The 23,305-nt window shown below is 58.8% G+C and carries 17 protein-coding genes; 11 read left to right on the top strand and 6 right to left on the bottom strand.

The window, feature by feature from the left end; genetic code table 11:
• Positions 1 to 173: 173 nt before the first annotated feature.
• The gene (locus tag C1Y42_RS09380) at positions 174 to 1,250 is read right to left on the bottom strand and encodes a LacI family DNA-binding transcriptional regulator (protein ID WP_104093261.1); all 1,077 of its coding nucleotides are present in this window, start codon (positions 1,248 to 1,250) and stop codon (positions 174 to 176) included.
• A gap of 195 nt (positions 1,251 to 1,445) precedes the next feature.
• On the opposite strand from C1Y42_RS09380, the gene C1Y42_RS09385 reads away from it, so the two are divergent.
• From C1Y42_RS09385 to C1Y42_RS09415, 7 genes are all read left to right on the top strand, one after another.
• Entirely contained in the window at positions 1,446 to 2,267 is an 822-nt protein-coding gene (locus C1Y42_RS09385; protein WP_058759175.1) for an ABC transporter substrate-binding protein, read from the top strand.
• 73 nt (positions 2,268 to 2,340) lie between these two features.
• Entirely contained in the window at positions 2,341 to 3,147 is an 807-nt protein-coding gene (locus C1Y42_RS09390) for an amino acid ABC transporter permease (protein ID WP_021509434.1), read from the top strand.
• A 1-nt stretch (position 3,148) separates the two neighbouring features.
• Positions 3,149 to 3,895, top strand: a complete 747-nt coding sequence (locus C1Y42_RS09395) for an amino acid ABC transporter ATP-binding protein (RefSeq protein WP_021509433.1) — start codon at positions 3,149 to 3,151, stop codon at positions 3,893 to 3,895.
• Positions 3,895 to 4,968: a Gfo/Idh/MocA family oxidoreductase gene (locus C1Y42_RS09400; protein WP_104093262.1), complete on the top strand. Its 1,074-nt coding sequence runs from the start codon at positions 3,895 to 3,897 to the stop codon at positions 4,966 to 4,968. The genes C1Y42_RS09395 and C1Y42_RS09400 overlap by 1 nt, the downstream gene beginning before the upstream one ends.
• A gap of 34 nt (positions 4,969 to 5,002) precedes the next feature.
• Positions 5,003 to 6,121 carry an FAD-binding oxidoreductase gene (locus C1Y42_RS09405; protein WP_104093263.1) on the top strand — a complete coding sequence of 373 codons (1,119 nt, stop codon included), beginning with the start codon at positions 5,003 to 5,005 and terminating at the stop codon, positions 6,119 to 6,121.
• A 271-nt stretch (positions 6,122 to 6,392) separates the two neighbouring features.
• Positions 6,393 to 7,403 (top strand): GlxA family transcriptional regulator, encoded by a 1,011-nt coding sequence (locus C1Y42_RS09410; RefSeq protein WP_104093264.1) that lies wholly within the window; start codon positions 6,393 to 6,395, stop codon positions 7,401 to 7,403.
• Positions 7,404 to 7,562: 159 nt separating this feature from the next.
• Positions 7,563 to 9,212 carry a methyl-accepting chemotaxis protein gene (locus C1Y42_RS09415; protein WP_104093622.1) on the top strand — a complete coding sequence of 550 codons (1,650 nt, stop codon included), beginning with the start codon at positions 7,563 to 7,565 and terminating at the stop codon, positions 9,210 to 9,212.
• A 91-nt stretch (positions 9,213 to 9,303) separates the two neighbouring features.
• On the opposite strand, the gene alsS is transcribed toward C1Y42_RS09415, so the two are convergent.
• Together alsS and budA are read right to left on the bottom strand one after the other, a co-directional pair.
• The gene (gene alsS / locus C1Y42_RS09420) at positions 9,304 to 10,983 is read right to left on the bottom strand and encodes an acetolactate synthase AlsS (RefSeq protein WP_104093265.1); all 1,680 of its coding nucleotides are present in this window, start codon (positions 10,981 to 10,983) and stop codon (positions 9,304 to 9,306) included.
• A 14-nt stretch (positions 10,984 to 10,997) separates the two neighbouring features.
• Positions 10,998 to 11,780 (bottom strand): acetolactate decarboxylase, encoded by a 783-nt coding sequence (gene budA, locus C1Y42_RS09425; RefSeq protein ID WP_104093266.1) that lies wholly within the window; start codon positions 11,778 to 11,780, stop codon positions 10,998 to 11,000.
• Between the two features lie 104 nt (positions 11,781 to 11,884).
• Here budA and C1Y42_RS09430 point away from each other — a divergent pair, with 104 nt between their 5' ends.
• Together C1Y42_RS09430 and C1Y42_RS09435 are read left to right on the top strand one after the other, a co-directional pair.
• Positions 11,885 to 12,766: a LysR family transcriptional regulator gene (locus C1Y42_RS09430; protein WP_104093267.1), complete on the top strand. Its 882-nt coding sequence runs from the start codon at positions 11,885 to 11,887 to the stop codon at positions 12,764 to 12,766.
• Positions 12,767 to 13,264: 498 nt separating this feature from the next.
• Positions 13,265 to 15,046, top strand: a complete 1,782-nt coding sequence (locus C1Y42_RS09435; protein WP_104093268.1) for a sensor domain-containing phosphodiesterase — start codon at positions 13,265 to 13,267, stop codon at positions 15,044 to 15,046.
• 118 nt (positions 15,047 to 15,164) lie between these two features.
• On the opposite strand, the gene C1Y42_RS09440 is transcribed toward C1Y42_RS09435, so the two are convergent.
• The 3 genes from C1Y42_RS09440 to malT form a co-directional block, all read right to left on the bottom strand.
• The gene (locus tag C1Y42_RS09440) at positions 15,165 to 15,452 is read right to left on the bottom strand and encodes a type II toxin-antitoxin system RelE/ParE family toxin (RefSeq protein ID WP_021509424.1); all 288 of its coding nucleotides are present in this window, start codon (positions 15,450 to 15,452) and stop codon (positions 15,165 to 15,167) included.
• The gene (relB, locus tag C1Y42_RS09445; RefSeq protein WP_058759167.1) at positions 15,452 to 15,691 is read right to left on the bottom strand and encodes a type II toxin-antitoxin system antitoxin RelB; all 240 of its coding nucleotides are present in this window, start codon (positions 15,689 to 15,691) and stop codon (positions 15,452 to 15,454) included. Before relB ends, C1Y42_RS09440 begins: the two co-directional genes overlap by 1 nt.
• Before the next feature lie 126 nt (positions 15,692 to 15,817).
• Positions 15,818 to 18,520: an HTH-type transcriptional regulator MalT gene (gene malT, locus C1Y42_RS09450; protein ID WP_058770166.1), complete on the bottom strand. Its 2,703-nt coding sequence runs from the start codon at positions 18,518 to 18,520 to the stop codon at positions 15,818 to 15,820.
• A gap of 276 nt (positions 18,521 to 18,796) precedes the next feature.
• On the opposite strand from malT, the gene malP reads away from it, so the two are divergent.
• Together malP and malQ are read left to right on the top strand one after the other, a co-directional pair.
• The gene (gene malP / locus C1Y42_RS09455) at positions 18,797 to 21,199 is read left to right on the top strand and encodes a maltodextrin phosphorylase (protein WP_104093269.1); all 2,403 of its coding nucleotides are present in this window, start codon (positions 18,797 to 18,799) and stop codon (positions 21,197 to 21,199) included.
• Positions 21,200 to 21,207: 8 nt separating this feature from the next.
• Positions 21,208 to 23,277 carry a 4-alpha-glucanotransferase gene (gene malQ, locus C1Y42_RS09460; protein WP_104093270.1) on the top strand — a complete coding sequence of 690 codons (2,070 nt, stop codon included), beginning with the start codon at positions 21,208 to 21,210 and terminating at the stop codon, positions 23,275 to 23,277.
• Positions 23,278 to 23,305 lie beyond the last annotated feature (28 nt).

A 23,305-nucleotide genomic window follows, 5' to 3' on the forward strand; every position in this document is an offset into this window, starting at 1 on the left:
ATCTACGAAGCAGGCTTTATGCCCAGGGGGCGCCCCCATCTCACCAGCAACTTCCCGATGATCAGTCGGGGATCATCATACCCGGAGGAGAATGATCGGGATATAAGGGGCGCCATTCATGGCGACCAAAAAAAGCAGGGAGAAATTCCACAAACCCGCTGCCGCACATTGTATCACCGGGCCGACGGATTTTCCCCCACCGAGCCGCGCACCACCATCCAGCTGTCAAACGCGGGTAAGGCGCCGGGGGATTGCTGGCGGATATGGCAAATCAACCGGCGCGCGGCTTCGCGCCCCATTTCATACACCGGCTGGGCGACCACGGTCAGCGGCGGTGACATCAGCTCGGTCCAGGGAAAATCGTCGTACATCACAAAAGAGATATCTTCGGGTACGCGCAGGCCGCGTTTGGCCAGACCGCGCAGGATGCCCATCGCAATCAGGTTATCGGAGGCAATCAGCGCGCTGGGTGGTTCGGCGAGCGCCAGCAGTTCAGTCAGGATCTGCTCAATGATGGCTTCGCTTAGTGCATTAAGCCGAATCAGCGCTGGATCCAGTTCCTTACCTGCGGCCCGGTAGGCATCAATCATTCCACTAACACGTTGCGCCACCGGCGTGGGGCCCAGCGTGATTGCCGGCGAATACGGTGCAGCGCTGCGCATGCTGGAGAGATAAGCAATACGCTGATGCCCGGCCGCCAGTAATAGCTCCGTCGCCTGTTTGGCCACTGCGACAAAGTTCGCCTGGATGGTCTCCACTTCCATCCCCTGCACTGCCCGGTCGAACATCATTAATGAACGCCCTTCTGCCAGCACCTGGCGCAGATGTTCATTATCCTCAAACAATGAGCTGCATGGCGCGACGATGATGCCATCGACGCGCTTATCCAGCATCACGCGCACGGCTTCCCGTTCCTCGTCCAGCGTTTCATCGCTGTTACTCAGCAGCAGGTGAAAACCCGCCTGGCGCGCGACGTCGGCCATGCCGCGCAGCGCGAGGCCAAAGTGCGGGTTTTCAATGTCGCCGACAATCACCCCGATAGTATTGGAGCGGCCGGTGTTCATGCTGCGCGCCAGCTCGTTCGGTCGGTATCCCAGCGCTTCAGCAGCCTGATTCACCCGCATCTGCACGTCTTCACTGACGGAACCATACCCGCCCAGCGCGCGTGCCGCCTGAGCTTTTGAAACATTGGCGGCGCGGGCGACGTCGGCGACGGTCGGACCGCGTGAACGAGCATTTTCATTGGTCATAATTATTTCGAATCACAAGTTGATAACAACATAATTGACGCTGCTGATAGCGTGTGCTTAATATCAGTATATCCGAATGAGACCGGTCTCACAACCAGAGCCGGTTTCATTTTGCCCCGCGTTGAGACCGGTCTCAATAACAATAAACCGGCTTGGCGAACTCTGAAGTTTCACCTGCACAGACGGAAGAGCCTTATGACATCGCACAAACGTTTCAATCACCTGACCGCCGCCCTGTTCGGCACGGCAATGCTGGTTTCCGCCAGCTGGAGCGCCCACGCCGCCAGCGACAGTAATCCCTGGGGTTTGATCGAACCCGGTCATCTCCGCGTTGCCAGCCTCGGCGACGCGAAGCCCTACACCTTCACCGATAAAAACGGCAACTTCACCGGCTTTGACGTCGAATTCTTCAAAAATGTGGCGCATCGCATGGGCATCGATCAGGTGGATTTTATCGGTCAGGACTTCTCCGCCATTTTGCCGGCGGTGGCAAATGGCCAGTATGATGCCGGCGTCGCCGCGATTGGCATCACCCCGCTGCGCGAAAAAACCGTCGATTTCTCCACCGGCTATCTTGCGGGCTATCTGACGGTGCTGACCCGCAGCGATTCCGGGGTGAAAAACGTTGAAACCCTGGCGCATAAACGGCTGGGGGTGATTCAGGGCACGCTGCAGGAGAACTATGCGCTGCAGCACTTCAAACAGACCGATCTGGTGCGTTTCCCCGATAACAACGCAGCGGTGTCCGCGCTGAATAACGGCACGCTCGATGCCATGTTCCTCGACTACGAAGCCGCCAAAGATTATGCCACCCGCTTTAAGCTGGTCACGGCGGCGAACATCCCTTCATTTGACGCGCCTGCGGGTGTCGCCATCGCCAAAGGCAAGCCCGAGTTCAAAGCAGCGCTGGATAAAGCCATCAAAGCGGCGATGCAGGATGGGACCTGGAAACAGCTGTACCAGAAGTGGTTCCCGGGTTCGCCAATGCCGCAACAGTATCTGCCCGGCGGCCAATAACCCTGCGCATCGTTATGCGTGAGACTGCATCCGGTGACGGCGCATGTCCGTCACCCGCAACCGAGAATCGGCTATGGATCTGATCACTATTCTTTCCCGTACGTTTTTTGATATTCCATCGATGATGGACGTCCTGCCACAACTGCTGGCAACCGGACTGGTGAACACCATCATTATCTCCGTGGCGGCCACCGTGCTGGGCACGTTATTCGGCCTGATACTGGCGCTGATGGGCATCTCGCCCTCGCGCTGGCTGCGCGTGCCCGCGCGGCTGTATACCGATCTGTTTCGCGGCTTGCCTTCCATCCTCACCATTCTGTTGATTGGTCAGGGCCTGGCGCGTTTCAGCTATCAGCTATTTGGTCCGACGCCGTATCCGCTCGGCATTTTTGCCCTGAGCCTGATTGCCAGCGCTTACATGGGCGAGATTTTCCGCTCCGGTATCCAGAGCGTGGAACAGGGGCAGATGGAAGCCTGCCGGGCGCTGGGAATGAGCTATGGCCGGGCGATGCGCCTGGTGATCATTCCGCAGGGCATCCGCCGCGTGTTGCCTGCGATAGTCAATCAGTTCATCGCCATCATCAAAGACTCGTCGCTGGTTTATCTGCTGGGCCTGATGACCGGTCAGCGTGAGCTGTTCCGCGTCGGCCAGGATGCCGCCGTGCTAAGCGGCAACCTGTCACCCCTGATGCTGGCCGGGCTGTTCTATCTGGTGATCACCGTGCCGCTCACCCACGCCGTGAACTACATCGACGTCCGCTACCGTACCGGACGTCGCCGCGCCACCGCGCCACAAAGCGGCCTGAAGGAGCTCGATGAAGTGCAGCAAAAGCGCAACGTGGTTCCGGCGGTCTCACTTACCAGCGAGCGAGGACATTAATATGGCCATGCCATCTGCATTTCACGGCGCCAGCCTCGAGCTGCGCAATCTGACGCTGGCGTACGGCCCGATTGAGGTGCTGCGCAACGTGTCGCTGAGCATCGAACCGGGCACCACCACCTGCATCATCGGTCCCTCGGGATCGGGAAAATCCACCTTACTGCGCGGCATCAATCGCCTGCATGAGCCGAAGAACGGCGATGTCTTACTGGCCGGGCGTTCTGTGCTCAAGGACAAGCCCGATGCGCTGCGGCTGAGAATTGGCATGGTATTTCAGCATTTCAACCTGTTTCCCGATCACAGCGCGCTGGAAAACGTGGCGCTGGCACCGTGGAAAGTGAAAGGCCGCCCGAAAGCCGAAGCGCTGGAGATTGCCCGTCAGCGGCTGGCTGAAGTGGGACTTGCTCAGCGAGCCGATCACCGGCCGCGCGATCTCTCCGGTGGCCAGCAGCAGCGCGTGGCAATAGCGCGCGCGCTGGCAATGGAGCCGGAAGTGATGCTGTTCGATGAAGCCACCTCGGCACTCGATCCTGAGCTGGTGAAAGGCGTTCTGACGCTAATGGCCGATCTATGCCAGCGCGGCATGACCATGGTGGTCGTGACTCATGAGATGGGCTTTGCCCGGCGCGTGGCCGACCAGGTAGTGTTTATGGATGAAGGCGAAATCGTGGAAGCCGGCACGCCGGAACAAATCTTTGACCGTCCGCAGTCCGCGCGCCTGCAGCGTTTTCTGTCGGAGGTGCTGTAATGACACATCTTCAGGTTAGCGGCCCAGTCCGCACGGCGCTGGTGGGATTTGGTGTCGCCGGCAGCGTGTTTCATGCACCGCTGATTGCCCATAACGACGACTATCGTCTCGACGTTATCGTTACCGGCGATGCCCAACGCGTAGCGGCGGCGCAGCAACGTTACCCCCAGGCGCGCGTGCTGCCGGACTGGCCAGCGCTGCTTAAGGCCATTGATGGCGGCGAGATCGGCATCGATCTCATCGTGCTGGCCACGCCGCCGGCGCAACACGCGGAGCAGGCTGTACAGGCCAGCCAGCGCGCGATCCATCTGGTGGTGGATAAACCGTTCGCACCAGACGTGCAGGCGGCAGAAATGATGATCGCTGCCGCGCAGCAGGCCAATACCTTGCTCACCGTGTTTCATAACCGACGCTGGGACGGTGACTTTCTGACATTACAGCGCCTGGTGCACCAGGAAGCCTTCGGCACCGTAAGGAGTTTTGAGTCGCGTTTCGAATGGTGGCGACCGCAGGGATTCGGCAACTGGCGTGACAGCGTCACGCTGGCACAGGGCGGTGGTTTGCTGCTGGATCTCGGCAGCCATCTGATTGACCAGGCCATCCAGCTCTTTGGCCCGGTAGAACACGCCACGGCAGAGCTGGCGCGCCATTCCGGCCCGCAATCGGACAGCGACGAGGACTGTTTTGTCTCATTGCTGCACCACTGCGGCGTGCGCTCGCGGCTGTGGATGAATGGCCAGGCGGCACTGAATGCGCCGCGCTTTCACCTGCTAGGCAGCAAAGGCGCTTTCACCCACTGGGGGCTGGACAATCAGGAGCCGCAGCTGGCGGCTGGCATGTCGCCCGGCGATAGCCAGTACGGCGTCACGCCGGCAGAAAACTCTGCCCGGGCCGGCACGGTCGGGGCAACCACAACGGTGCCGATTGAACGTGGCCACTACCCCGCTTTCTATCAACTGTTAGCCAACGCCCTGATACATGGCGGGCCGCCGCCGGTTGATGCGCGTGAAGCGCTCGGCGTTTTACAGCTTATTGAGCAGCTCCATCGGCAGCATCGCGTACGTATTGCCTGAAGGGCGAACATTTTTTTAACAGAAGGAATGAATGATGTCTGACAAAACCGTGGCAAAAACCGTCATCGTGCTGGGTGGCGGCATCCTCGGCGTCTCAACCGCCTGGCAGCTGGCGCAGGCGGGCGCGCAGGTCACGCTGGTGACGGAAGCGGCACTCTGCTCCGGCGCCACCGGCCGATCCCTCTCCTGGCTCAACTCCGCGGGCGAGCGTTCGCAGCCTTACCATGCGCTGCGCATGGCGGGCATTGACCGCTATCGCACGCTGTTTGCCCGCCATCCGCAGCTCGACTGGCTGCGCTTCGATGGCGCGATTTACTGGGCCGCTGACGATGACGCGGGCACCAAAGCGCGCCATCACTATGAAAAAGCGCAGGGCTACGACTCAAAGCTGATCAATCGCACCACGGTCGGTGATGTCGATGCGCAGGTGAATCCGGCCAGCCTGAGTCAGGTGGCGATTGCCAACCCCGGTGAAGGCTGGGTCAGCCTGCCGCACCTGGTTGAGCATCTGGTTCAGGCATTGCGCGCGCTGGGCGGAGAGATCGTTGAGCACGCCGGTAAAGCCAGCGTGATCACCAAAGATGGCCGGGCCAGCGGCATTCGCAGCGAAAAACGCGGTGAGCTGCTGGCCGATCGCGTACTGGTAGCGTGTGGCCCGTGGACGCCGGAAGTGGTTGCCCCGCTCGGCGTGCACATCCCCAACGGTTCTCCGGTCTCTATGCTGGTAACCAGCCAGCCCGGCGATCACCGGCTGCAGGTGGTAATGAATACGCCGCGCGCGGCGGTCCGGCCTAATCCCGGCAACACCATCGCCGTCGATCACGACTGGTATGAAGAGCACATCGTCGCGCAGGCCGACGGGCAGTACAGCATTGATACCGCAGTCATTAACCAGCTGATGGCGGAAGCGGGTAACCTGATCGCTGACGGCGCGCCGCTGCAAGCCAGCAGCTGGAAAATCGGTCTCAAGCCGATTCCCGGCGATGGCGAACCGGTGGTCGGTGAGCTGCAGCAGGTTCCCGGCTGTTTTGTTGTCTTCACCCATTCCGGCGCCACGCTGGCGTTGATCCTCGGTGAGATACTGACGCAGGAGATGCTCACCGGCGTTAAACACCCGATGCTGGCGACCTTCCGCCCGGAAAGATTCAGCTAACGTCAGGACCAGCGCCACGAAGAAAGTGGCGCTGGCTACACGCCCTGTTGTCTGTCACACACCGCGACTTTGCCCGATCCCATCGCCTCATCCACGCGCCCTTTCCGCTTCCCTGCTGGTCTGATATCCGCGTATTGCCGGTTTCTTTTCCGATGACAACCGCCAGGGCCAGATAAAATAAGAGTCCGCTATTGAGGCCATAAAGCTACAGCGGCGGAAAATGTCACATTTTTCACGCAAATCACGACAATCTGAACACAGGAAAACCCATATGCGTATCGCCATACTCGCCCTGGAAGGCAGCGTACTGTCCGCCGTTGCCGGAATGACCGACCTTTTCTGGATAACCAACAAAGCGATTGCCTCTTCCTCCGTGCACGCCGCACGCTTTCCCGATAAAGCTTTTGAAACGCTGATTGTCAGCGCCAACGGTGACCCGGTGTGGGATACGGAAGGCCGCCTGATTCACATCGACAGCTCGTTTCAGGGGGCCGGTGCGGTTGATGTGGTGATTGCGCCCGGCATGTTGCTGGGTCCCGATCTGCAACCGATCAACCTCGACAGTATCCGTCAGGCTGCCGGCTGGTTTAACAAACTCTATCAGCAGGGTGTCTGGGTTGCTGCTGCGGGCACCGGTGGCGTGATCCTTGGCGAGGCGGGTTTGCTGAATAACCGTTCCTTTACCACCACCTGGTGGGTCAGCCATATGCTGCAGGCGCGCTATCCGCAGGCGCGACTGGCGAAAGGCAAGACGCTGGAGGAAGACGATCGCGTCATTACCAGCGGTGGCTGTTTTTCGTGGATATCGCTGGCCCTGTATATCATTGAAAAAAGCGCCGGCAAGGCGGTGGCGGACCTTACCCGGGAGATGTCGCTGGCCGATAACCCTGTGCTGCACACCCACCTTCCCGGCTCGCCGGGTACGGGGAAAAGCAGCACGCCGTTTCTGGTGCGGGCGCAGGAGATCATCCGCCTGGAAAATCCAGCCATCAATGCCGCGCAACTGGCTGCCGCGCTGAACGTTACCGGGCGTACTCTGCAGCGCAGAATGAAAGCCCTGTCGCAGGAGACGCCAAAAGAGTTTATTACCCGCATCCGCATTGAACTGGCCTGTACCATTCTGGCCAGCACCGACGTCAGCGTGCGTCAGACCGCCATGCAGTGCGGCTACAGCGAAGACACCGCCTTCCGTAAAGCCTTCCATCAGGTGATGGCGATGACGCCGGCCCAGTATCGTGAGTGGATAGCACACCGTAAGGCGCAGGTAATTAGCGCCAAATAATACGCCACGCATTTTGAAAGTTTTTTAATTACTTCAAAATTAATGATCCTGAGAAGTTAATTTATTCATATTTTTTGAAATAACCTTTTGTGATGTGATGCCGATTAACGCTGAGTTGTTGTGTTCTTCCTTTTAAACTTTTTTCCAGGTAAACAGATGATGAATATTACTCAAAGACTTACCCTGGCTTTCATTTTGCTCTCAGCTTCACTGGTGGTGACGGGTATTATTTCTGTGCGACTGCTGGGCGGTTTTCAGGACCGTTTTGAATACGTACAGGCTAACGCAATTCCTTCTATTCGCGATTTATCCGAGCTGATCGATCGCAGCAATAAACTCTCTCTGTCGCTATATAAGCATCAAAGCCAGACTGACAATGCGCGCATGCCGCCGGTCGAGAAAGAGATCGCCCAGCGCCTGGCCGATATTAAAACGCTGGCAGAATATTATTTAGCCAATGATATCTCCAGCGACGAAGACAAGCAGATCACCATTAAAGGCCTGGCGACGCTGCGGCTGGTGGAGTCGCGGTTGCCGGCGTTTCTTGCTGCTTCACATGCTCATCAGGATGACGTCACGCTCGGCATGCTGGAAGCCGAAAGCGGTATTGGCGGCGCCATCAGTCAGTTAAAAAATGATTATCGCCAGCAGATGGCGCTTAATTTGTCGCTGGGTGACGGCTTGCGCGTGGTGAACCAGGAGATCTATCACCGCACATTCTGGGGATTGAGTGCCGGGGTAACGCTGACACTGCTGTTACTGGGTACGCTCACCGCGTTAACCCTGATGCGCATTCGTCAGAGCCTGAAAGCAATTGGGCAGGTAATGGATCACGTTGGCAGCAGCCTTGACCTGAGCGTCACCGCCGATGACAGCAAAAAAGACGAAGTCGGCAACATGGCCCGCGCCTTTAACCAGCTGCTTGACCGGGTTGGCAGCGCGCTGGCGCAGGTCAGTACCGCTTCTCACGCCGTCAGTTCGGCGTCGGCACAAATCGCCGCCGGCAACGAGGATCTCTCCTCGCGGACGGAACAGCAGGCCGCCTCGCTGGAACAGACGGCGGCCAGTATGGCGGAACTGAGCGAAACCGTGCGTCAGACGGCCGACAATACCCGCCAGGCCAATCGTCTGGCCGGTAACGCGACAGAACTTTCAGACGCCAGCGCGGTGTCGCTGGGCAATATGCTCAGCACCATGGCGGAGATCCGCTCCAGCTCGAAAAAAATCGCCGAAATTGTCACGCTGATCGAAGGCATTGCCTTCCAGACCAATATCCTGGCGCTTAACGCTGCTGTCGAAGCGGCACGCGCCGGTGAACACGGTAAGGGCTTTGCGGTCGTCGCGGGTGAAGTGCGCAACCTCTCACAGCGTTCGACCCAGGCGGCCAGAGAGATCAAACAGCTGATCGATACCTCTTACAGCCTGGTGGAATCGGGTGCGGTACAGGCCGAAGCAGTGGAAGAGAACATGGCCGGACTGAAAACCGCGTTCCGCCAGGTGAATGATTTAGTCAGCGAAATTGCGGCGGCTGCGGAAGAGCAAAACACCGGCATCTCGCAGGTGCACCTGGCGATCAATCAGATGGATGATGTGACGCAGCAGAATGCGGCGCTGGTAGAGGAGGCCTCTGCCGCATCGGCGTCATTGCAGGATCAGGCGCAAACCCTGTCCGGCCTGGTGAATCAGTTTTCACTGGCCGGGTCCGCGCGACCTGCTGAGCGCCCGAAAACGGTCTCCGCGCTGAAACGTCCGGCTGCTGTACCCGTGGCCGCCGGTCACGGCATGGACGCGGACTGGCAGAGCTTTTAACCCCATCCGGCCAGCCTGGCGCTAAATAGCGCATTATTCCGGACCGCCGTGACGTTGACGGCCGGTCCGGACTGACTCAGGTGACAGCCGATCAAAGCAGCTGGCTGAGGTGCAGCTGCCCCATCAGCAGCGGGTTATCGCTGTAATCTACCGGGATGGCCACCACGGCCGGTCCTTCCACCTCCATCGCCCGCCGCAACGTGGGTTCCAGCTCAGCTGCGCTGTTCACCGAAAATCCAGCGGCACCAAACGCCTGCGCGTAAGCTTTGAAATCCACCGGCCCGAAGTTCACACCGGAGACGCGCTGGTATTTCTTCTCTTCCTGAATCGCCACCATGTTATAGCCATTGTCGACCCAGATGATGTGCAGAATATTGGCCTTTAACCTGACGGCGGTTTCCAGCTCCATGCTGGATTGCAGAAAGCCGCCGTCGCCCGACACCGAAACCACTTTACGGGACGGATCGACCAGCCAGGCGCCAATCGCCCACGGCAGCGCCACGCCCATGGTTTGCTGCCCGTTGGAAATCATGATTTGCCGGGCTCGGAAGCTGTAGAGATAACGGGCAATCCAGATATGAAAACTGCCCATGTCGACCGTCAGGCTGACGTCACTGTTAATGATGTCCTGCATCGCCCGGACGATACGCAGCGGATGCAGGGCGAACTGATCGAGGCTGGCACCCTGCATCGCCAGCAGCTGACGCTGTTGCTGACGATCCTGCAGAATGGTGGCGGCAGCGTCGCTGAGCTGCAGCGGCGACGTGATTTGCGCGGCGATTTTGCGTACTGTCCCGGCGATATCGCCCACCAGTTCAGCGTCGGGTTGGTAGTGGTTATCGGTCTCGGCGGGCAGCACGTCGATGTGCACCAGCAAGGCGTTGCTGCGGTTCCACATGGCCGGTTCATACTCGACCGGGCTGTAACCGATGGTGATAATCAAATCCGCCTGCTGGAGCAATCGGTCACCGGCCTGATTGTTAAACAGGCCAACCCGCCCGGCAAAGCGTGAGAAGTGATCCTGCCGCACCGCGCCCGCCGCCTGATAGGTGCTGGTCACCGGAATACGGCTTTTGGTTAACAATTCATGAATCGCCGCGCTGTTTTCCGGCTGGCTGGCCATCAGGCCCAGCAGGATCACCGGATTTTTCGCCCGCGCAATCTCGCGGCTTACGGCATTCACCAGCGCGTCTGGCGCAGCGCCCAGCGTGATGTGTCCTGAACGCTGTAACAGGCTGCCTGACACCGGCTGGTCAACAATGTCCTGCGGCAGACTGAGGAACGATGCGCCGCCGCGCCCGTTTTCGGCATGGCGAAACGCGTTCGATACGCACTCCGCGAGCGCCGAGGCATCAGTGACTTCGACGGCAAATTTGGTCACCGGGCGAAACATCGCCACCGTGTCCATGCTTTGATGCACCTGTTTGGCACTGTCAGAGCGCTTAACCGCCCCGCCGATCGCCACCACCGGATCGCCTTCGCTGGTGGCGGTGGCCATGCCGGTCACCAGGTTTGAGCAGCCGGGCCCGGAAGTCACCAGCGCTACGCCGGCGTGGCCGGTCAGGCGGCCCATTGCCGCGGCCATAAACGCCGCGTTAGCCTCATGACGCACCGGAATCAGCTGAATGGAAGAATCTACCAGCGAATCAAACACCTTGTCGATTTTGGCACCGGGAATGCCAAAAATATGGTTTACGCCCTGCGCTTCCAGCTGAGCGACAACCAGGTCTGCGCCACTGTTCCACAGCGTCTGGGTTTTAAGCTGTTTCATGATCACCTCTGCGATTAACTTTCGACGGAACGGATCGCGGCATCGAGATCCTGAGGATTGAGATCGGCCTGTAAAAACTCGCGATCCTGCGGCAGGTCGACCACCAGCTTGCTGATGGCACCAAACGTCAGCGTGCCCTGCTCCAGCACATAGTCGAGGATATGCCCGCCGCCCTGACGATCGTCGGTGATGAAGTGCTCGTGATAGCCGGCGACGTTAATACCCTGCATATATTGCGGCGTGCGGAATCCAATCAGCTCACCGTCACGCTGGCGAAAATCGAAGGTGGGCTGATTGCCCAGCACTTCCGGCATAGAGCGATACGGACGGCACTGGCAGGGCACGGTGCGCGTCTGCACTGAGGCAAAGCGACCGCTCAGGCGCAGCGCGCAGAAATGGTTATCGGAAGTTATGATGCGATCAATCACCTGATGGACGTCATCGCGCGTGGCGGTATGCGCAAAGCGGTGCTGATGTTCCGGTTTGAAGAAGGTCATCACGGCGAACGGGGTTTGTTGTTCAGGCCGTGCCGGGCTGGCGCTGCCATCGGCGCGCAGCTGATAAATCTGCCGGTCAAATGCCACCAGTTCACCATCCAGCTGATTGAACGTGCCGAGGCCAAAATCGCCCTTCTGCAACAGCTGCGCGACGGTGGTTGAACCGTCATAGACGCCGTTGAGCAGCGCACTCATCAGGGAGGTCTGATAGATAACCTTTTCTGGTGATTGCTGTCCCAGTTGAGTGACGGATGCCTTTAGCTGATCTTCGCATGAACAATCAGATACAAAGTTACACATTTGCTGCCTCACAATCAGATAGTTAAGCCGTGTTAATATCATGGTGGGCTACATGGCTCACAGAATCCAATAGTGAAAACTGCCAACTTCGAGACGTTTTTGATATGGAACTTCGCCACCTGCGTTATTTCGTTGCCGTTGCTGAAACGCAGCACTTTACCCGCGCCGCCGAGTTGCTGGGCATATCGCAGCCACCGCTCAGCCAGCAAATCCAGCGGCTGGAGCACGAGATCGGCACGCCGCTGCTGAAACGCCTGACGCGCGGCGTGGAACTGACCGATGCTGGCCGCGCGTTTCTGCCCGATGCGATAGCGATTGTGCAGCTGGCCGATATGGCGCTGGAAAAGGCGCGCGGCGTGGCGCGCGGAATGAGCGGCCAGATGTCACTGGGTTTTGCCAGCTCGGTGGCGTTTGGCGCGCCGGTGTTTGAGCTGATTCGCGCCTTCAAAACGCGCTACCCGGCGATGGAGCTCATCACCCGGGAAGAGAACATGGCGCTGCTGATGCAGGACTTAGGGGAAGGTTTGCTGGATGCGGCGTTCATTCGTCTGCCGTGTGAGAGCAGTAAGGCGTTTAACCTGAAAGTGATCGCCACGGAGGAGATGAAAGTGGCGCTGCCAGCCAGCCATGCGCTGAGCCAGCAGCAAAGTGTTGCGCTAACGAAGCTGGCCGAAGAATCACTGATTATTTTCCCGCGCGAGGTGGCGCCCAGCCTGTACGAATTAATCGTCAGTGCCTGTCTGCGCGCCGGCTTTGCCGCAAGTCGCTTTCAGCAGGCACCGCAGATTACCTCCTCGCTCGGGATGGTGGGCGCAGGCTGCGGGATTGCGCTGGTGCCGGCTTCGCTGTGCTGCGTCAACAATCCACAGCTGGTATTTCGTGACATTGAAAACAATACGCTGTTCACCGACATTGCCTTTGCCTGGCGGCGTAATCATCCGGCCAAAACGGTGTTACACCTGCTGAGTTTGATTAACGGGGAATAATTTGAGGGGGAAATCTGATGTCTGTGGTGACAGAGCGGACTGAACAATACGCTTATATAACATTAGCCAGGATAATAAATATACCGGCAGGTGCGTTTTTTATCAGGATAATAATACGCAGTGATACTATTATTTTGCTCATCAATCACTAAAAGCCAGTATTATTACCTGATTCATCCCTGCCAGAAATTAATAATTCCTTCATTCTCAGTGATTAATGTCTGCTCGTTCTACTTAATTAGAGTTAGCAGTAAGGACGCGTAACCTGTTATCAATCAGACTGATAAAAATATTACGATAAATTATCAGAATCGTCGCTGCTTAAAAATTTCGTTAAAGAAAATAAAAATGACAGATGCCGGTGTTAAGCCTACCATGAGAAAGACCATTATAATATTTACGCTTATTAACCACGCCAGCGGCAGGGTGTTGCAGGCCTCACACTGTACTTTTTGCTGTTAAATTTCGCACCGGAACCAGGCCGGCGCGGAGGAAATTATGCTGATGAATTTCAACGGTGACGACGATCGCCGTGCGCGGGCATTGAAAGCGCTGCGCAGTCGCGACGAAAGCCGTGACGACGTATTACAAAACTTTGTCCGGCTGACCAGTCAGGCACTGGGTATTCCAGGTAGCTTTGTCTCCGTTCTGGATGATGAACATCAGCATATCTGCGCCGCCCATAATTTTGCGTTGAAGCACTCGTCCCGTGACGACTCGCTGTGCCGCCACGCCGTGGACAGTGACGGCGCGGTAGTTATCTCCGACACCCTGCTGGATGCGCGTTTTGCCCGCCATCCGCTGATCATCGGTGCCCCTTTTATCCGCTTTTACGCCGGTGTGCCGCTCAGGCATCGCGATGGCTATGTGCTGGGCACGCTGTGCGTCACGGACGTCGCGCCACACGCGTTCAGCGCTGATCAGGTGAAGGTATTACAGCTGCTGGCCGATCTGGTGATGTCCTTCCTCGAAGCGTGGCACTGTGCCGGCTTCACCGATCCGGTCACGGCACTGCCTAACCGCCAGCGCCTGATTCGCGACCTGCAGCGGCTGGCCTCCATCGGGGACCGGACGCCGCAGCGGCTGATCCTGATCGACTGCATTGATATGCCGCGCGCCTACGAGCTGGCGCGCTCAATGGGCATGGGGCCGGTGGAAAGCCTGCTGAAGCACGTCACCACGTTACTGCCTTTGCGCCTGCAGCCCGGTGCGGACGACATCATTTATACCGTCGCCACCGGGCGCTTTGCGATTCTCACCATGGATAACAGCCCGCTGACCGCCGCATCGGTGGCGGAAAACCTGGCAGGGATCAGCGCGGATTTGGACGCGGGCATCTCTGTCGCCCTCAGCTGCTTTACCGGCGAGGTCATTTTCATTCCAGCAGAACTTCGCGCGCAGGAAGTGCTGCGCCGTGCGGTAAGTGCCCTGCATGAGGCGATCGGCAACCGGGTGCCCGCCATGAGCTTCAGCCTGGTAGCCGATCAGCGCCGCACTCAGGACTTTCTGTTGATGAACGATCTGGCTGCGGCATTGCAACAGGATCAGGGCCTGTGGCTGGCGTTCCAGCCCAAGATCTGCCTGAACAGTGGCCGGCCCATTGGACTGGAGGCACTGGTGCGCTGGCGGCATCCGCAGCGCGGCGAACTCGCTCCCGATCTGTTTATCCCGCTGGCGGAACAGACCGAGCTGCTCAGCACCTTAACCAGCTGGGTGACCGACAAGGCGATCGCCAGGTTAAAACGCCTGCAGCACAGCCCTCTCCAGCTGCCGGTGACTATCAATATCAGCAGCCGCGACTTCTCTGATCCCGGCTTTGCCGATGCGCTGGAAATGAAGATGCTGCAGGCCCGCCTGCCGACCTCGCTGCTGGGCATTGAATGTCTGGAGACCGAGCAGATTATTAACAGTCCCGCCGCGCTACAGGGGCTGGAGATGCTCAAGCTGCGTGGGTTTGGCATCTCGCTGGATGACTTTGGCACCGGCTACAGCAATATCGGCTATCTGCGACGGATGCCGCTGGATGTGATCAAGCTTGATCGCGCGCTGATCAGCGAAATCGCCTCAGATACCGCGTCGCGGATTATCGCGCGCAGCATCATTACCATGCTGAAACAGCTGGATTACACCGTACTGGCTGAAGGCGTAGAGAATGTCGACACCGTTGCCGCGCTGGCGGAGTACGGCTGCGATCAGGCGCAGGGTTACTTCTATGCGCGCCCGCTGCCGGAAAGCGAGCTGGATGCGTGGCTGACGCGCCAGCTCGCGGCACAACGCTGAGGTGTGGTTCAGTGTACGCCGGGGAGCGTCTGGAGCAGAGTCAGTGGCAATACGATGAGTCTGTTAGCTTAAAGCAGAATGATACTTCAAAGGTGAAACAGAAATACCCGGCTTAGTTTTAGAGAATGCGCTTCACGGCCTCGTTATAAACCTCCGCGCGTTCTCTTTTACCAACCGAAATCACGAAAACCACCACCTTCTCGTCTATCACCTGATAGACAAGGCGATAACCTGAAGACCTGAGTTTTATTTTGTAGCAGTCAGGCATACCGCGAAGCTTGTTCGCTTCAATACGGGGTGCCTCAAGTACTTCAGCCAGCTTTTTTTTTAATTGTTCACGTACCGTCGAGCCCAGCTTTCGCCATTCCTTTAGTGCCCGCTCGTCAAAATCCAGAAAATAGGCCATCAAAGGTCATCCAGCGTCACACGAACTGGCTTAGGATTGCGAAGCCGCTCTTTCACTATTTCGACCAGCTCAGCATCTTCGTCGCTCAGCAGTGTCTGTTTGAACGGTAAACGTTCATTTTCGGCGATATACTCAAGCATGAGACGAAGCGCTTCAGAGGGAGTCACCCCCATTTTTTCAAGCGCAGCGTAAGAACGTGCTTTGAGTTCATCATCAATACGCAGGTTGATGCTGCCCATGTCCTACACCTCTTGTACATACAAATGTCATTACAAGTATTTCACTCCCTCATGCATATATCAAGTCCTGCCCAGCGTTATACGCGCTCTGCAGGTAATGAGATTCACCGCAACACGACTTCTGCCTTAAACGTAGCCCATCAGTTTCAGCATTGACTGTGCCTGGTGCATCGCTTCGGCGCGATGGGTGACGCCCAGCTTCTGGTACAGATTACGGATATGGGTTTTGATGGTGGTTGCCGCGACGTCCAGCTCGCCGGCGATCTGATCGTTGCTGTAGCCGGAGTAGATCAACCCCAGCACCTGCCATTCGCGCTGGGTCAGCGGACTGGTGCGAATCAGCTCCGGCACATCCGGGTGGTTCAACAGCCGGCTGACGAAGCCCTCATCGAAATGGGCAAACTTATGCCGGTGATACTTGTTGATCTCATTGAGAATGCGCCGGGCCCTATGCTGATCGAGTTCGCTCAGCGTATTGAGCTGAATTAACTGGCGCAGCTGCTGCGCCATCATTTCGCCCTCAATCACGAAGTGGCTGACGAAGCCGGTGCTGCGTGCCAGCTTCAGCGCTTCGATCAGCGCCTGCTGCGCCTCCGCTTTGCGCGCGGTTTGCCAGTAGATTTGATTTAGCAGCAGCAGGTTACGGTTTAAATCACTCATCAGCCGCAGCGCATGCGCATTTTCATTCAGCTCATCGAGGATCACTTCGGCCTGGCTTAGATTGCCCAGCAGGATCTGCGCCCGCGCCACATTGCGCCACTGGCCCTGCAAAAAATGATTGTTGGCAAAGGCGGGTTTATCGGTTTGGCGCATCCAGTGGCTGGCGCTCTGCGCATCGCCCGTCATCTGCCAGTAGATCAGCCGCACTTTGTCGGCGTTAGCAATCCAGTCGCTGTGCAGCACGCCGTTATTCATCAGGTTTTCCAGCCGGCTGAGATAGCTGCGCGCATTATCCAGATTGCCGCGTGCCAGCGAGCACTGAATCAATAGCCCAAGGCACTGGATTTGCTGCTGGGGCGGATAGCCTTTCAGGACTTTGATGCCCGCGCGCGCGGCGTGTTCGGCCTCATCCAGCCGGCCCCACGCCCACATCAGCTGCGCACGGATGCGCAGTAAAAACTCGTGCAGCGGGATGTTAGCCAGATGCTGTTCACTTACCAGCACAAACGCTTTCTCCTGAATCTCCCACGCTGATTGTAAAAAGCCCTGCGCGAACAGGATTTCGCTCTGCTGAATCAAACTCCACAGCGCGTAGTGCCAGGCTTCATCGCGGCGCGCCATCTGTTCGGTTTGCCGCATCAGCGCCAGCGAGTTGGTCAGATCGCCTTTGCAATGCATCACTTCGCCGTGCACTGAAGTGGCCACAATGCGGCTGTAGCGACGCGTTTCCGGCAGCGTTTCCAGCGCCAGCCGTGCCAGCCGCTCTGCTTCGTCGGCGTTGCCGTGATTGATGGCCACCTGAGCGCGCACCGCATTGAATTCGCCCTGCAGCGCGGCGTCAATTTCGCAGTCGCAGCCTTCCTCAAAGCGCGCCAGCAGCCGGTTAACTTCAGAAAAGCGATGCTGGCTCTGCATCAGCCAGGCCTGCAGCAGTACCAGTTTCGGACTGGCCAGCAGCGTGCGCCACGGCAGCGCATTCAGCGACTGCTCCAGCAGTGCCAGTTCGCTGCGGTTGAACAGCGTCCACGCATGCTGCAGCAGCACGTCGCGCAGCATATCGGTATCGCCGGACGCCAGCGCATGATGAATCGCTTCGCCGGGAAAACCCTGCGCCATCCAGCTTTGCGCAGCCGCGCGGTGAATGGCCGGTAGCTCGCTGGCCAGCTCCCATTCGCAGCGCTGACGCAAAAAGCTGCCGAACAGCGGGTGATAGCTGAACCACTGCCCTGAATCATCCATGCGCTGAATAAACAGCCCCTGACGTTCAATTTCTTCCAGCCGCATGCGCCCGTTGTCTTCACCGGTCACGCAGGCGACCAGCGCATCATTCATCGACTGCAATAACGCGCTCTTCAGCAAAAAATGGCGCGTGGCGGCATCGACGTTATCCAGCACTTCCTCGACCAGATAATCGGAAAGGTGGCTGGCATTAATACCGGAGAGCCGGCGAGCGGAGTCCTGCGCCGATGCCGCGCCCTGACGGGTGGACAGTGCGATCAGCTGTAACGCGGTCGCCCAACCTGCTACATCATCACACAAACGGTTGCTCTCATCCGGCGCGAGCGGCGCACTCAGGCGGCAGTCGAAGAACTGTTTCGCCTCCTGATGGGTGAAGGCCAGCTGCTGGCTACCCAGCTCCAGCAGTTGTTCACGCACGCGCAGGTTAGCAATACCCAATTGCGGCAGATTGCGGGACAGCACCACCAGCGTCAGGTTATCCGGCTGATGGCGCAGGAAAAAGCGCATCGCTTCATGCACGGCGGGATTAGTGATGTGATGATAATCATCGATGATCAGCCACAGCGGCTGCTGCCACGCTGCCAGCTCATTGAACAGCTGGGCGAACAGCGCATTGAGGTTCACGTACTGACGCTTTTGCGCCAGCGTCTCGCTGCGGCTGCATGCGCCGCGGGTAGCCTGCTGCAGCGCGGCGATCAGGTAATCGGCGAAGCGCTCCGGCTGATTGTCGCCCTCGTCTAATGAATACCAGCCCAGCTCGCTTTTATCAGCCGCCCACTGCGATACCAGCGTGGTTTTGCCGTAGCCCGCCGGGCTGGCAATCAGCACCAGCCGGTAATTCGCCGCTGCGCTGAGCTTTTGCAGCAGACGATCGCGGGTAACCGTGCTTTCAGGACGAACGGGACGACTCAGTTTTGAGGGTATCAACATGGGCGCACGCTTCTCCGTTAACGTTCAGCGCATCATTTTTTTACGCTTCGTAATTAATAGTCATACACGTTCGGAGATTCGGTTACCGAATGCAAGCGAACTGATTAGTTACGCTTTACAAAAGCGAGTGTTATCACACTCCTGCCGCGCTTTCAGATTTACCTCAGCCTCTCCACCCTCCCTGTCCTCCCCGTGGAATTTTTTGCAGGAGGAGGTAGCCGCCTGGCGGCAGCGTCACACTGCCTGTAACCCTATTTATTCGACTGGAGTTTCCCTATGGCACTGCCCACATTTGACCCTGACCGTTTTTCTGCCGCGCTGGTGCGCCAGTGGCAACGTTTTGGCCTGCCGGATGCGCAGGAAATGAGCCCCGACCAGTGGTGGCAGGCGCTGAGCGGCGCGCTGGCCGAACTGCTGGCGGATATACCGGTGCAGCCGGCCGCTGGCGGACAGCGCCACGTTAATTATCTGTCAATGGAGTTTCTGCTGGGCAGGCTGACCGGCAACAATCTGCTCAATCTCGGCTGGTACGACGGCGTCAAAGCGACGCTGGCCGCAGCAGGCGTGACGCTGAGTGATGTGCTGGAGCGTGAAACCGATCCGGCACTGGGCAACGGCGGTCTGGGACGGCTGGCCGCTTGTTTTCTCGATGCGATGGCGACCACCGGCCAGCCTGCGATCGGCTATGGTCTGAACTACCAGTACGGCCTGTTTCGCCAGCATTTTGTCGGGGGCGCGCAGCACGAACAGCCGGATGACTGGCAGCGCGATCGTTATCCCTGGTTTCGCCACAACGCGGCGCTTGACGTGCAGGTCGGACTGGGCGGCAGCGTGACCACCATTGACGGCGTGACGCACTGGCAGCCTGCTTTGGTGGTGCAGGGTGAAGCCTGGGATCTGCCGGTGGTTGGTTTCCGCAACGGCATCACGCAGCCCTTGCGTCTGTGGCAGGCAAAGCATGCCCGACCGTTTGATCTCCAGCGTTTCAATAACGGCGATTTTCTGCGTGCAGAACAGCAAGGCATTGAGGCGGAAAAACTGACCAAAGTGCTCTACCCGAATGACAACCATCAGGCCGGCAAAAAACTGCGTCTGATGCAGCAGTATTTCCAGTGTGCCTGTACGCTGGCGGATATTCTGCGCCGTCATCAGGCGGCGGGACGATCCATCGAAACGTTAGCGGATTATGAAGTGATCCAGCTGAACGATACGCATCCGACGCTGGCCATCCCGGAGCTGTTGCGCCTGCTGCTGGATGAGCACCGGCTCAGCTGGCAGGACGCATGGCGCATTACCCAGCGAACCTTCGCCTATACTAACCACACGCTGATGCCGGAAGCGCTGGAGTGCTGGAACCTGCGCCTGGTGCGCAGCCTGCTGCCGCGCCATGTGATGATTATCAATACGCTCAATGCGCAGCTAAAACAGCAGGTTGAGGCGCGCTGGCCGGGTAATCAGGCGATCTGGTCAAAACTGGCGCTGGTGCACGATCAGCAACTGCGCATGGCAAATCTGTGCGTGGTCGGCAGCTTTGCAGTCAACGGCGTGGCGGCGCTGCACTCGCGGCTGGTGGTACAGGACCTGTTCCCCGAGTATCACGCGCTGTGGCCGGAGAAGTTTCACAATGTCACCAACGGCATCACACCGCGTCGCTGGATCAACCAGTGCAATCCGGCGCTAGCGGCGCTGATCAACAAAACGCTGCAGCGTCCGTGGCTTAACGATCTCGATGCGCTGCAGGATCTGACGCCGTTCGCCGATGATGCCGCCTTACGCGCCGAATATCGCGCCATTAAGCAGCACAACAAGCAGGCACTGACAGAGTGGATCGCCGCCCGAACCGGCATTGTGGTGCAGCCTGATGCGCTGTTTGACGTCCAAATCAAGCGGCTGCACGAATACAAACGGCAGCACCTGATGCTGCTGCACATGATTGCGCTGTGGCAAACGCTGGTCAGCGATCCGCAGGCCAATCTGGCTCCGCGCGTGATGCTGTTTGGTGCCAAAGCGGCGCCGGGCTATGCGCTGGCAAAAAACATCATCTACGCCATCAATAAAGTGGCGGAAACCATCAACCACGATGCGCGGGTCGGCGACCGGCTGAAAATTGTTTTTATCCCTGATTACAACGTGTCGGTTGCCGAGCGCCTGATCCCGGCCGCCGATCTATCAGAACAGATCTCTACTGCGGGCAAAGAAGCATCCGGTACCGGCAATATGAAGCTGGCGCTGAACGGCGCACTCACCATCGGTACGCTGGATGGGGCCAACGTTGAAATCGCGCAGCAGGTCGGTGAAGAGAATATCTTTATCTTTGGCCATACCGTAGAGCAGGTCAGCGCGCTGAAACAGGCCGGTTACTCGCCCTTGAACTGGCGCAGTAAGGATGCGCAGCTGGATCGCGCGCTGACCGCGCTGGAAGATGGCACCTTCAGTAACGGCGACCGCACGGCGTTTAGCGATCTGGTCAACAGCCTGGGCGCGCAAGGCGGCGATCCTTATCTGGTACTGGCTGATTTTCGCCACTACCTCAACGCACAGCAGCAGGTTGAAGCGCTGTGGGCCGATCCTGAGGCCTGGACGCGCGCCGCAATCCTCAATACCGCGCGTTGCGGCATGTTCAGTGCCGATCGCGCCATTCGTGACTATCAGCAACGTATCTGGCAGGCCAGCCGCTAAGGAACGCCATGAAACCCAAAGATGCTCTTGATCGCCGTGCTGACGCGCTTATTGCTGCGGAATATATTGATGCGCACGGAAAACCGCGGCAGATTTCTGCTCTTACCCATCAGCGTCTCGCCGCGCTGATGCAGGCCCCTGCGAACGGCTCCGCATCGCTGCCGCCGGTGGTGATTTTTTATGTCGGACAGCCACTAAGTCTGGCACCGGCGCTCAGCGCCGATGCGGAATGGCAGCTGACGAGCGAAAGCGGCGAAAGCTGGTCCGGGTGCTGCCAGCCGGGTGAAGCATTGGTGTTGCCCGCGCTGCCCGCCGGTTATCACCAGCTAACACTAACTCAGGCGTTACAGTGTCACCGCTGCCCGATTATAGTGGCACCCCGGCGCTGTTACGAACCTGCGGAACTGCTGGCGGGCGAATCGCTGTGGGGCAGCTGTATTCAGCTGTATACGCTGCGCTCTGCGGCAAACTGGGGTATCGGTGATTTCGGCGATTTGCGGCAGATGATCGCTGAAACCGCGCGGCGCGGCGGCGCGTTTGTCGGGCTCAATCCGCTGCACGCGCTGTTTCCTGCCGCACCGGAGAGCGCCAGCCCTTACAGTCCCTCGTCCCGGCGCTGGCTCAACATCCTCTATATCGACGTGGGCGCTGTGGCAGATTTTGGCCTCAGCGACGCGGCGCAGGCCTGGTGGCAAGCTGAGGAGACGCAGCAGGCTATTCGGGCAACGCGTGATGCCGCGTGGGTGGATTACACTGCCGTCACCCGGCTTAAGTTGCAGGGACTGCGGCTTGCCTGGCAGCAGTTTCGCCGGCGCACGGCAGATGATGGACAGGCGCAGGCGTTTGCGGAGTTTGTGCGTGCCGGGGGCGACAGCCTGCTGCATCAGGGACTGTTTGATGCGCTGCACGCGGCGCGCAGCGCCCAGGATGGCACGGGTTATGGCTGGCAACACTGGCCGGGCGAATGGCAGCAGGCCAACAGTGCGACAGTGCTGGCGTTTCGCATTGAGCACAGCGACGAGGTGCGTTTCTACATGTGGCTGCAGTGGCTGGCGGCAGAGCAATTCGCCGCCTGCTGGCAGCTGTGTCAGCAGCAGCAGATGGCGATCGGGCTGTATCGCGACCTGGCGGTGGGCGTGGCGGCGGATGGCGCGGAAACCTGGCGCGATCGGCAGCTTTACTGCCTGGACGCCAGCATTGGCGCGCCGCCGGATATCCTCGGTCCGCTCGGTCAGAACTGGGGATTGCCGCCGATGGACCCGCAGGTGATGGCCGCGCGCGGCTACGAGCCGTGGATCGCCCTGCTGCGCGCCAGCATGCGCGACTGCGGCGCGCTGCGCATTGACCATGTGATGGCGCTGCTGCGTTTATGGTGGATACCGAAGGACGAAAGCGCGGCGCACGGTGCCTATGTGCACTATCCGGTGGATGATTTGCTGGCGATTCTGGCACTGGAGAGCCAGCGCCATCGTTGCATGGTGATTGGCGAGGATCTGGGCACCGTGCCGGAAGCCATTGTTGATAAACTGCGCGACGCCGGTGTGTACTCCTACAAAGTGCTCTACTTTGAGCAGGAATCGCAGCGCCACTTCCGCGCGCCAGCGACGTGGCCGCGTCAGGCGATGGCAGTTACCACCACCCATGATATGCCGACGCTGCGCGGCTGGTGGCAAAGTGACGATTTGCGGCTGGGCAGCGCGCTGGGGCTTTACCCCGATCGGGCGATTCTCGCTGGCCTGTATCGCGATCGGCGCCTGGCCAAACAGGCGTTGCTGCGTACGCTGTTGCGCAGCGGTGATTTGCCGCCGCGCCGCCGCTTCCGGCGGGCCAGCGTCCGCATGAGTCATCAGCTTAGTCAGGCGATCCATCGCTATCTGGCCCGCAGCCAGTGTGCACTGCTCGGTTTGCAGCCGGAAGAGTGGCTGGATATGGCACTGCCGGTCAACGTGCCGGGCACCGTCGATCAATATCCCAACTGGCGACGTAAGCTAAGCGTAACGCTGGAAGCGATGGCGGAGGATGACAGAATCGATGCGTTGCTGACGGCGGTACAATCACGTCAGCGTCAGCGTAACTAGCACGAAACCGACCTGCTGCGTGCAGGTC

The organism is Pantoea sp. ICBG 985 (assembly GCF_002928365.1).
GTDB classification, from domain to species: Bacteria; Pseudomonadota; Gammaproteobacteria; order Enterobacterales; family Enterobacteriaceae; genus Pantoea; species Pantoea dispersa.

What these genes read in the sequence shown, in the direction of transcription:
- C1Y42_RS09435 (WP_104093268.1), top strand. Translation starts at nt 13,265, where the DNA reads ATGCTGATGAATTTCAACGGTGACGACGATCGCCGTGCGCGGGCATTG.
- relB (WP_058759167.1), bottom strand. Translation starts at nt 15,691, where the DNA reads ATGGGCAGCATCAACCTGCGTATTGATGATGAACTCAAAGCACGTTCT.
- C1Y42_RS09410 (WP_104093264.1), top strand. Translation starts at nt 6,393, where the DNA reads ATGCGTATCGCCATACTCGCCCTGGAAGGCAGCGTACTGTCCGCCGTT.
- budA (WP_104093266.1), bottom strand. Translation starts at nt 11,780, where the DNA reads ATGTGTAACTTTGTATCTGATTGTTCATGCGAAGATCAGCTAAAGGCA.
- C1Y42_RS09440 (WP_021509424.1), bottom strand. Translation starts at nt 15,452, where the DNA reads ATGGCCTATTTTCTGGATTTTGACGAGCGGGCACTAAAGGAATGGCGA.
- malP (WP_104093269.1), top strand. Translation starts at nt 18,797, where the DNA reads ATGGCACTGCCCACATTTGACCCTGACCGTTTTTCTGCCGCGCTGGTG.
- C1Y42_RS09405 (WP_104093263.1), top strand. Translation starts at nt 5,003, where the DNA reads ATGTCTGACAAAACCGTGGCAAAAACCGTCATCGTGCTGGGTGGCGGC.
- C1Y42_RS09395 (WP_021509433.1), top strand. Translation starts at nt 3,149, where the DNA reads ATGGCCATGCCATCTGCATTTCACGGCGCCAGCCTCGAGCTGCGCAAT.
- malQ (WP_104093270.1), top strand. Translation starts at nt 21,208, where the DNA reads ATGAAACCCAAAGATGCTCTTGATCGCCGTGCTGACGCGCTTATTGCT.
- C1Y42_RS09380 (WP_104093261.1), bottom strand. Translation starts at nt 1,250, where the DNA reads ATGACCAATGAAAATGCTCGTTCACGCGGTCCGACCGTCGCCGACGTC.
- C1Y42_RS09415 (WP_104093622.1), top strand. Translation starts at nt 7,563, where the DNA reads ATGAATATTACTCAAAGACTTACCCTGGCTTTCATTTTGCTCTCAGCT.
- C1Y42_RS09430 (WP_104093267.1), top strand. Translation starts at nt 11,885, where the DNA reads ATGGAACTTCGCCACCTGCGTTATTTCGTTGCCGTTGCTGAAACGCAG.
- malT (WP_058770166.1), bottom strand. Translation starts at nt 18,520, where the DNA reads ATGTTGATACCCTCAAAACTGAGTCGTCCCGTTCGTCCTGAAAGCACG.
- C1Y42_RS09400 (WP_104093262.1), top strand. Translation starts at nt 3,895, where the DNA reads ATGACACATCTTCAGGTTAGCGGCCCAGTCCGCACGGCGCTGGTGGGA.
- C1Y42_RS09385 (WP_058759175.1), top strand. Translation starts at nt 1,446, where the DNA reads ATGACATCGCACAAACGTTTCAATCACCTGACCGCCGCCCTGTTCGGC.
- alsS (WP_104093265.1), bottom strand. Translation starts at nt 10,983, where the DNA reads ATGAAACAGCTTAAAACCCAGACGCTGTGGAACAGTGGCGCAGACCTG.
- C1Y42_RS09390 (WP_021509434.1), top strand. Translation starts at nt 2,341, where the DNA reads ATGGATCTGATCACTATTCTTTCCCGTACGTTTTTTGATATTCCATCG.